Raw genomic sequence first — 9,630 nt, 5'->3', positions numbered from 1 at the left:
GGCCGAGCATTGATGGGCTCGTGCCCATGCTCGGCTGGATCCGCGATGCTCGGCCGGCTCAGGCAAAATGCCAATCGAGGCGTGTCTGGCCGCGATTGGTTTCGCAGCGACAATTGGACTGGCTCGGTCCGGGCATGCACTCGGTGTGCGGATCCGGTTCGCGCGGTTGGCTCAGGCGCGGGTGAGGGCGAAGATGCGCAGGTCCCGGGTGGTGCGGGTGCGGTAGATGCGGTAGGCGCTGGTGATCTCGACGAAGCGGGCGAAGAGGGCGTCCTTGTCGGACTCGACCAGGGTGGCGCGCACGGGGATGCGTTGACCTGCGATGGCGACGGTGGCATTCGGGTTCGCCAGGAGGTTGGTGGTCCAGGCCGGATGCTGGTGCTGGCCGAAGTTGCTGCCGATCACGTAGATGGTGTCGCCGTCGTGCAGGCAGAGCAGTGGTTGGGTGCGCGGCTCACCGGATTTGCGGCCGGTGGTGGTCAGCAGCATGACCGGGGCACCGATCGGGCCGAGGAGGGTGTACTTGGCATTCGTGCGCTCGAGGATGGCCCGATCCAGCGGGGTAACTTTCCGAATCAGCCACGACCCGGGTTTGGTGGAAGCGAGCTTGGTCGCTAGGCGGGCAAGAAAATTGGTGTTCGAACCCCACTGCCGCTTCGGGAATTGCTCAGCCATGCCCGGACTATATCCGGATCGGTGCGAATAGGAGTTCGTGATCGCCGTCTCGCCGAACGGTCGAGGTAGCCGCGGCTTCACTAAGCTCTCGGGCATGGCCGATTCCGCTCCATCCGCTGTGTACATCGCATCTCCGGAGGGTGACACCGGAAAATCGACGGTGGCCCTCGGCATGCTCCAGATGCTGTGCGCGACCACCGCCCGGGTCGGCGTATTCCGGCCGATCACCCGCTCGACCACCGAGCCGGATTACGTCCTGGAACTGCTGCTCGAGCACAGCACCGCCGATATCGACTACGCGCAGGCCATCGGCGTTACTTATGAGCAGGTACACGCGGATCCGGATGCCGCGATCAGCGAGATCGTCATGCGCTTCCACGAGGTCGCGAAGCTGTGTGACGCGGTAGTGATCGTCGGCAGCGACTACACCGATGTGGCCAGCCCGAGCGAATTGCGCTTCAATGCCCGCATCGCAGTGAACCTCGGCGCGCCCGTACTGCTGGTCGTGCGCGGTTCTGGCCGCACTCCCGACGAGGTCGAGCACCTGGCCGAGCTGTGCGCACACGAGCTGTCCCTCGAACACGCGCACTTGGTGGCCATCATCGCCAACCGTTGCGACCCAGAGCAATTGGACGAAGTAGGAGCCGCACTGAAGGCCTTCGATGTGCCATCCTGGACGTTACCCGAAGTGCCACTGCTGATTTCGCCCACCATGGCCGAGCTGTGCACCGCGATCGGCGGCGAAATGTACAGCGGTGATGTGGAATTGCTGCAGCGTGAGGCATTGAAGGTCATGGTCGGTGGCATGACGGCCGAACATATTCTCGAGCGGTTGGTCGACGGTGTCGTGGTCATCGCGCCGGGCGATCGTTCGGACGTGCTGCTCAGTGTCGTGAATGCCCATGAGGCGGAAGGCTTTCCGTCGTTGTCGGGCATCATCATGAACGGTGGCATGCTGCCGCATCCGGCGGTAGCCAGGCTGATGAACGGCCTCAAACCCAAACTGCCCATCCTCACCACCGAACTGGGCACCTACGACGCCGCGAGCGCCGCCTACCGCACCCGCGGCCGCATGTCGGCGGGCAGCCCGCGCAAGGTCGACACCGCGCTGGCCCTGATGGAACAGCATGTCGACGCGTCGGAGTTGTTGCAGCGCATCGAAATCCCGGATACCTCCGTGGTGACACCGCAAATGTTCGAATACCAGCTGATCGAACGCGCCAGGGCGAACCGCAAGACCATTGTGCTGCCCGAGGGCGACGACGACCGCATCCTGCGCGCGGCGGGGCGGGTGCTGCAGCGCAAGATCGCGGATCTGGTCATTCTGGGCGACGAGGCGGCGGTACGCGCCCGTGCCGCCGAACTCGGCGTCGATATCTCGGCCGCACGGGTACTCGGCCCGCGCACCTCCGGCTACCTCGACGAATTCGCCGCGGAATACACCGAACTGCGCAAGCACAAGGGCATGACACTCGAGCGCGCCCGCGAAACCATGTCCGATATCTCGTATTTCGGCACCATGATGGTGCACAAAGGCATTGCGGACGGCATGGTCTCCGGTGCGGCCCACACCACGGCGCACACCATCCGGCCGTCCTTCGAGATCATCAAGACCGTCCCGGGCGTGTCCACGGTCTCCAGTGTGTTCCTCATGTGCCTGGCCGATCGGGTGCTCGCCTACGGCGACTGCGCCGTCGTGCCCGATCCGACCTCGGAGCAGCTGGCCGATATCGCGATCTCCTCCGCGCACACCGCGGCTCGCTTCGGCATCGACCCGCGCGTCGCGATGCTGTCCTACTCGACCGGTGAATCCGGTAGCGGCGCCGATGTGGACAAGGTGCGCGTCGCCACCAAACTGGTTCGCGAGCGCGAGCCGGAACTGCTGGTGGAGGGCCCGATCCAGTACGACGCCGCGATCGAGCCCACGGTGGCCACCACCAAACTCCCCGATTCCGAAGTGGCCGGGCGCGCAACGGTCTTCGTGTTTCCCGACCTCAACACCGGTAACAACACCTACAAGGCGGTCCAGCGCAGCGCCGGTGCGATCGCGATCGGCCCGGTGCTACAGGGGCTGCGCAAACCGGTCAACGACCTGTCCCGCGGTGCGCTCGTCGCCGACATCGTCAATACGGTTGCCATCACCGCGATCCAGGCACAGGAGAGCTGATGTGCGGTGTGGCACACAGCGGAACAATCCGACCGGGTTCGCGGTTGCTGACCGAGTGCGGGGCACGCGCGTGATGCAGGAGGTGCGGATATGGACGCGGCATCGCTGAGCGATTCGATGATGGCCGGTGGTCGGGCGACGGGTGGGCGCGATGACCTGGTGCTGGTGATCAATTCCGGCTCGTCGTCGATCAAATACCAACTGCTGGACCCGGAGTCGGGTGTGGTCGCCGCGTCCGGCATGGTCGATCGGATCGGCGAGGAGCAGGCCGGGATCGAGCATCAGGTCGATGGCCGAACCATCCAGCATCGACAGCCGATCGCCGATCATACGGCGGGGCTGCGGCTGGTCTTCGATGTGTTCGCCGAATCCGGCCACGATCTGGCCACCGCCGGGGTGCGTGCGGTCGGGCACCGCGTGGTGCACGGCGGCGAAGTGTTCTACCGGCCGACGCTCATCGATGACGCCGTGGTCGCGGCCATATCCGAGCTGTCTTCGCTTGCGCCGCTGCACAATCCGGCGAATGTCGCGGGCATCGAGAGCGCGCGCGAACTGCTGCCCGGCGTACCGCAGGTGGCGGTCTTCGATACCGCGTTCTTCCACGGCCTCCCCGATGCCGCCAAGACCTACGCCATCGACGCGAAACTCGCTGCCGCGCATGGCATCCGGAAGTACGGCTTCCATGGCACGTCGCACGAGTACGTTTCCGGCCGGGTCGCCGTGCTGCTCGATCGAAATCCCGCAGACCTGAATCAGATCATCTTCCACCTCGGCAACGGCGCATCGGCATCGGCCATACGCGGCGGACACCCGATCGACACCACCATGGGCCTCACCCCGCTGGAGGGGCTGGTGATGGGCACCAGGGGCGGCGATCTCGATCCCGGGATCTTCGCGCATCTGGTCCGTGCGGCCCACATGGATGTCGACCAGATCGACGAGATGCTGAACCGCAACGCCGGACTCAAGGGCCTATCCGGCGTCAACGACTTCCGTGAGTTGCAGCGGCTCATCGACGCGGGCGACGCCGCGGCCCGCTTGGCCTACGACGTGTACATCCACCGCCTGCGCCGCTACCTCGGCGCGTATCTGATCGAGCTAGGCGGCGTCGATGCCATCACCTTCACCGCGGGCGTCGGCGAGAACAGCCCGCAGGTCCGCGCCGACGCACTCGCCGGGCTGTCCCGCTTCGGCATCGCGGTCGACCCGGCCCGCAACACCGCTGAGGACCGCGCGGCCCGGCATATCTCCGCACCGGACGCAGAGGTCGCCGTGCTGGTCGTGCCGACCAATGAGGAATTGGCGATCGCGCAGGCCGCACTCCGCGTTGTCACAGCTCAGCGCGCTGATTGAGAACTCTAGAAAACCTCACGGAATCCTCACACTCGCTGCGGCAGTATTGGTATCGGATCAGGGTTCGCGCCGGACGCCGAAACCGGGCCGGACCTCCGCCGCTATCGGGACCGCGATGCCCTCGCCACTCCCGATGTGCCCGCTCCGGCTGCCCCCGGAGCGGGCCGGAAGCGCGGAATCCCGGGGATCATCGGTGTGCCGACTGCTCCGCGAATCGAGATCCGAGGCTCCCCCGCCTCCCCGGGCCTTTTGCCGGTCGTTGGGAGGTGGGGGACCGGTCGTCGCGGGCCGGCGGTTGCGAGGGTGGCTCGGTTTTGGGAGTACCCGATGAGTTACCCATATTGGTACGAGATCAGTCGTCCAGCTTCGAATCTAGATCCAGGTCTTGGCTCGGATGGAATTCGCCAGGTCGACCAGCGCATAGCGGTGATTGCGGCCGGGGGCGCTGCGGGCCAGGGCGCGGAGCCCGGCCTCGGTGCCCGCGCGCAGCTCGCGCTCGGTGAACGGCGCGCCGAAGAGGGTTGTCCCGTCGCTCCTCGGCGTATTTCCCGATTGCAGCCAGGCCAGCGCGGCACCGAGGACGAGTACGCGCATCTGGGTCGCGCGGCTCTCCCCACTGGGCAGACCGACCACGCGCGAGGCCGAAAGGTGCAGGGTGGATTCGGGGAGTTCGCCGATCGGGGCGGCGGTGAGCAATAGCCATACCGCGGTCATCCGGGCTGTTGTGTAGTGGCGGGAGGCGGCGGGCACCTCGTCGAGCGCGCGCACGGCCTCGTCGACCTGACCCGCCTCGGCCGACTGTCTGGCCAGGCCGAATGCGGCGCTCACCACGGCGCGGTCGGTGCGCCAGACGGTGGCGTAGAACTTCTCCGCACAGGCCCGCCATTGTTCGTGGTCGTCCGAATCCCAGTGCTGCAGAACCAGTTCCGCGGTCGCCGCGAGTGCGAGCTTGGGCGCGATCTCGCCGGGTAGCACCCGCAGCACCGCATCGAAGCTGTCATACGCCTGCTCGTAGTCTAGCTCGAGCAGCCGGGCCTGGCCCAGATACCAGTTGATGCGCCAATCGTGATCGCCGGACACTCGTGACAGCATCTGCAGCACCGCCGCCGATTCGCCGAGTTCGAGCCGGAGCTTGGCCTCGGCCAGTGTCAGCTCCAGATCCCATGTCTCCTGGGTTTTTTCGGGATCGGCCACGGCGCGCTCATGTGCCTCCTGCAACGCCGCAAGCGCGTCGTTCGGTTCCGGATGTGCCACGGCCGCGAGCACCGGCACCGATGCGTCCGTCGGATCGATGAGCGGAACCGGAAGTGCCGCAGCCACTTCGGCGGCGCGCAGTAGGTTGCTTCTCGCGATGCCGTCGGCATAGGCGTCGGTCTGGCTGATCAACTCCTCGGTGCCGAAGCTGCCGCGCTGTGGACTGAAAACTGTGGACAGCTGGGGATGTTCGGAGCCGGTCGCCATGGACAGGATCTCGCGCAGCACCCCGGCCAACTGGGCCGACATGACGCGCGCGGAGGGGAAACGGCGTTCGGGATCGGGATCGGTCGCGCACAGCAGGAGGCGATGGAAGAACTCGTAGCGTTCGAGTACCGGATTGTCGGCGGGGTCGGGTATGCCGTCGAGATAGCGTCCCTGTTCCATCGGCATGCTCAGTGTCAGTACGGCCAGCGTCCGCCCGACGGTGTAGATGTCCGAGGCCACCGTCGGCCCGGTCCTGGCGATCTCGGGTGCCTGAAAACCCCTGGTGCCATACAGGTTTCCGTAGGCATCGATGGTGGCGACGGCGCCGAGGTCGATGAGTTCGACCTGATCCTCGGTGACCATGATGTTGTCGGGTTTGAGGTCGTTGTAGGTCAACCCGATCGAATGCAGATACTCCAGCGCGGGCAGGATCTCCAGCAGATATGCGATTGCCTCGGGGACCGGCATCCGCTCCGGCCGCGGATAGGTGTCGAGAATATCGCGCAGCGAGCGGCCGCCGACGTACTCCATGACGATGTAGCCGATGGACTCGCCGTCGGGGCCGGTGTGCTCGACGAAGTTGTGGATCTTGACGATGCTGGGATGTGCCACCTCGGCGAGGAATTGGCGTTCGGCGACGGCCACCGCCTGCGCCTCGGTATCGCCCGCGTGCAGCAAACCCTTCAGGACGACCCAGCGGTCGCTGACATTGCGGTCGATCGCGAGGTAGATCCAGCCGAGTCCGCCGTGCGCGATACAGCCCTGGATCTCGTACTGGCTCGACACCAAATCGCCCTCGTGCAGTGACGGGCGGAAATCATATGGCGCACCGCAGGTTTCGCAGGTACCAGCGGTTGTCGCGGGGCGGGTCGCGGTGGCCCGACCGACCGGGTTGCCGCAGCGCCAACAGAAGCGCCTGCCCTCGGAGACGACGGGATCGGCGAGCACCGCGGTGCGTGGATCGGCGGGCGGGATATTCGGAATCGTGACCAGTCCGGCGCCGAGTTTGCGCGTCGTCGGTCGCGAGCGCGCGGTGCGGACGCTGCGGCCGGAGGTGCGCATGGTCGCCGCGGAGGTCGGCTCCGGGGCATTCCATGCGCCGACGGTGAATTCAGCGGCCATATTGTTCCGCCGAACGGTTTCGCCGGAGGCGGGTTGGTGGCGCATGGTTTCCGCGGAGGCGGGGTGGTCGCGGGTCGTGTCGGCGGAGGCGGGGTGGTGACGGGCGGATTCGTCGGCGGTCTCCTCGGTGCCGGAAGTGGCCTCGGGACGCAGGGTTTCGGCCTCGGGGCCGGTACCCGGTGACCATCTGATCGTTTCGATGGCCGCGGAGCCCGGTTCGGCCATATCTGGTTCGAAGAACGCGGTTGCCCTGGTGCTCTCTGCGGATTCCTCGGCGGGTTCCTTCGGCTCGCCCTTGGTCGAATCGGTGGCATCGTGCGGTGATGTCATCGCCGTCAGTCCTGATAGGTCGGGACGGGCGGGGCTGGGACCGGCCCTAGAGCGATGAGGTATTGCTGGTACAGCCGTGCCCATGTGCCGTCATTGCGGATGCGCTCCAGCGTGCCGTTGACGAAGCGGACGAGATCGTCATTGCCCTTAGGGATTCCGATGCCGTAGGGCTCGACGCTGATACTGGGGCCGACCAACTCGGTGTACGACGAGTCCTGCGTGGCCAGACCCGCGAGGACGGCGTCGTCGGTGCTTATCGCGTCGACTTGGCGCTGCTGCAGTACTACCAAACAGTCGGCCCAGGTGGGCACGGTGAGGATGGTCGCTGCGGGCTGTTCGCGGCGCATGTGGTCCAGCGAGGTGGTGCCGGAAACGATGCACACCCGCCTACCCGCCAAATCGGCCAGACTTCGGATGCCGGAGTTCTTCACCGCGAGCACGCGCTGATTCGCGTGGAGATAGACGGTGGAGAAGGTGACCTTCTGCCGCCGTTCACAATTGATCGTCATCGTCTTGGCGACGATATCGACGAGGTGATTCTGCAGCGCGGACTCGCGCTCCGCGGACCCGAGACTGCGGTACTCGATCTGCTCCGGACTGCCGAACAGATCGCGCGCGACCTCCCTGGCGATATCGGCATCGAACCCGACGATCGTGCCACTCACTGGATCCCGGAAGCTGAAAAGGTTACTGCCGGTATCCAATCCGACCACCAGCCGACCGCGGGCACGAATCGCATCGATGGTCGGTCCACGGGCGGCCGCACCCGCCCCGGTGGGCCGCAGACTCGCGGTCGGATCGCCGCATTGCTCGTCGCGTTCCGCTGGAATCGGTGAGTCCGTCGGTATCGAAACGGCTTTGGCGGGCAGCGGTGGTTCGGTGTACACGGTGGTCTTGTTATCGATCGTGTCCGAGCCCGCCGCGCACCCGGCGACCAGGGCGCTTGCGGCGAGCGCGGCGAGCAGCCCGCGCACGCGGTTCATCGGTACTCCCGAAGTCGCGGCCACATACCGAGGCCGACATAGGCCGCGGCGAGTATCCCCAGCACCATCGCGCCCGGTGCCAGGAAGTCCAGTGATCGGGCCGCACCGGAGATGTTGTCGCGCAACGTATCGCGCGTTGCGTCCAAACCCAGTCCCAGTGCGCGGTCCAGCGATTCCACCTGTGCTTCGGCATCCGCCGTGCCCGGCCCGGTCGCCACCGTTGCCGCCCCGACGAAGTCGCCGTGCGCGAGATTGTCGTTCATGCGCTGATGGGCCGCTCGCCAACGGATAAGTGCCGCACGGGCCTTCTCGATCTCATCGGCGGCGGGCGCATCGGAGGGATAGCCGCTGAGTAGTTCGTCGAGCCGGGTGACACTCGACTCGTAGGTCCGGTCGTAGTCGCCGGTCGCGTCGCGACGCACCAGCTTCAGCGTCTCCGCCGAACGGGCCTGCTGGGTCAGAATGCGGCTCTCGGTCAAACGGGAGCTCGGCACCGCGCCGTGGTCGCGGCCACCGATCATTTCCGCGGCGGAGACGGATCCGGCGATCAGCGTCCACGCCAACAGGATCAATATCGCGGCCGAGGCGAGCAGCAGTCCCGGATTGAGCACGCGGTGCCAGCGCTTCGACAGATCGAACTGCGCCCAGACCAGTGCGCCCAGCGCCAGAATCAGCACACCGATCGCGGACCACGGCGGCTGCACATGATGCCGCTGGGCCGCGCTGACTGCATCGGAGCGATGGCTCTGCAGCTGTGCGGCCATCGGGAGCAGGACGGTCTGCATCTGATTCGATGCCTCGCTCAAATACGCGGCGCCGACCGGGTACCCGTTGCGGTTGTTCGCACGGGCGGTTTCGACAAGACCAGAGTAGACCGGAAGGCCGGTGGCGATGCCCGTGCGCAGCCGGGTGTCCGGATCGTCAGCGGTCGCCTCGCCGGCCGCATGACCCGATTGCGTCACCAATTCCGCGGAAGCCTCGCCGAGTGCCTGGCTGTAGCGGTCGCGCACGGTCTCCGGTTCCAGGCCGCCCGCGATGAACGCGGTACTCGCCGCGGCGTCCGCGATGGACAGCGAGGTGTAGAGGTGATGGGAGGAGTTCGCGTCCGGCTCGGTGTCGTCGAGCAGGATGTCCAGTGCCTGCTGGCGGTCGCTCACGGTTGCGGCGGTCATCATGCCCGCGGCCAGGCACAGGCCGATGAGCAGCAGACCTATGGCGATGAGCCGGCCCGGTGTCGATAGCGCGAAGGATCGTAGGTTCGCCGGGTCCAGATGGGCGCGTAGCCCGGCCTCGCGCGGCACGTCCAGCCGCTCGGGCCCGACATCGGCCGTGACCGACGGCGGCCGCGGGGCCGTCGTCGAGTCGAGCGCTGCCATCTCCACCTCCCCGGTTGGTGCGCACATGTGCTCCTGCTGGGAGCTTATTGTGGTCTTACCGGCGCCGTCGCGGTGAAACAACCGCGCAACGGCTAGATGAGGATGGTAACCAGATGCGTGGTGACGGTGACGGTTGGTCACGCGGCCCGGACGGATTGCGGCA

At 66.4% G+C, this 9,630-nt stretch carries 6 protein-coding genes; 2 read left to right on the top strand and 4 right to left on the bottom strand.

What is annotated here, in order from left to right; translation table 11 throughout:
- Positions 1-171: 171 nt before the first annotated feature.
- Complete coding sequence (locus ON44_RS31440) at positions 172-675, bottom strand: nitroreductase family deazaflavin-dependent oxidoreductase (RefSeq protein ID WP_040696818.1); 504 nt, start codon at positions 673-675, stop codon at positions 172-174.
- A gap of 94 nt (positions 676-769) precedes the next feature.
- Here ON44_RS31440 and pta point away from each other — a divergent pair, with 94 nt between their 5' ends.
- Positions 770-2,842 carry a phosphate acetyltransferase gene (pta, locus tag ON44_RS31435; protein WP_040696817.1) on the top strand — a complete coding sequence of 691 codons (2,073 nt, stop codon included), beginning with the start codon at positions 770-772 and terminating at the stop codon, positions 2,840-2,842.
- Positions 2,843-2,962: 120 nt separating this feature from the next.
- A complete protein-coding gene (locus tag ON44_RS31430; protein WP_051182653.1) occupies positions 2,963-4,195 on the top strand; it encodes an acetate kinase in 1,233 nt (410 codons plus the stop codon).
- 372 nt (positions 4,196-4,567) lie between these two features.
- Here the strand turns inward: ON44_RS31430 and ON44_RS31425 are convergent, their stop codons facing one another.
- The 3 genes from ON44_RS31425 to ON44_RS31415 are packed head-to-tail and all read right to left on the bottom strand — an operon-like array spanning position 4,568 to position 9,467.
- Positions 4,568-7,108 carry a serine/threonine-protein kinase gene (locus ON44_RS31425; protein WP_245567408.1) on the bottom strand — a complete coding sequence of 847 codons (2,541 nt, stop codon included), beginning with the start codon at positions 7,106-7,108 and terminating at the stop codon, positions 4,568-4,570.
- Positions 7,109-7,113: 5 nt separating this feature from the next.
- The gene (locus tag ON44_RS31420) at positions 7,114-8,091 is read right to left on the bottom strand and encodes a glutamate ABC transporter substrate-binding protein (RefSeq protein WP_040696815.1); all 978 of its coding nucleotides are present in this window, start codon (positions 8,089-8,091) and stop codon (positions 7,114-7,116) included.
- On the bottom strand, positions 8,088-9,467 hold the full coding sequence (locus ON44_RS31415) for a GlnX family signal transduction membrane protein (RefSeq protein WP_040696814.1): 1,380 nt from the start codon (positions 9,465-9,467) through the stop codon (positions 8,088-8,090). Before ON44_RS31415 ends, ON44_RS31420 begins: the two co-directional genes overlap by 4 nt.
- Positions 9,468-9,630 lie beyond the last annotated feature (163 nt).

The sequence above is a fragment of the Nocardia vinacea NBRC 16497 genome (assembly GCF_000308835.1).
GTDB classification, from domain to species: Bacteria; Actinomycetota; Actinomycetes; order Mycobacteriales; family Mycobacteriaceae; genus Nocardia; species Nocardia vinacea.
Note: the sequence above shows the minus strand (reverse complement) of the source record. Positions and strands in the feature narration are given on the sequence as shown.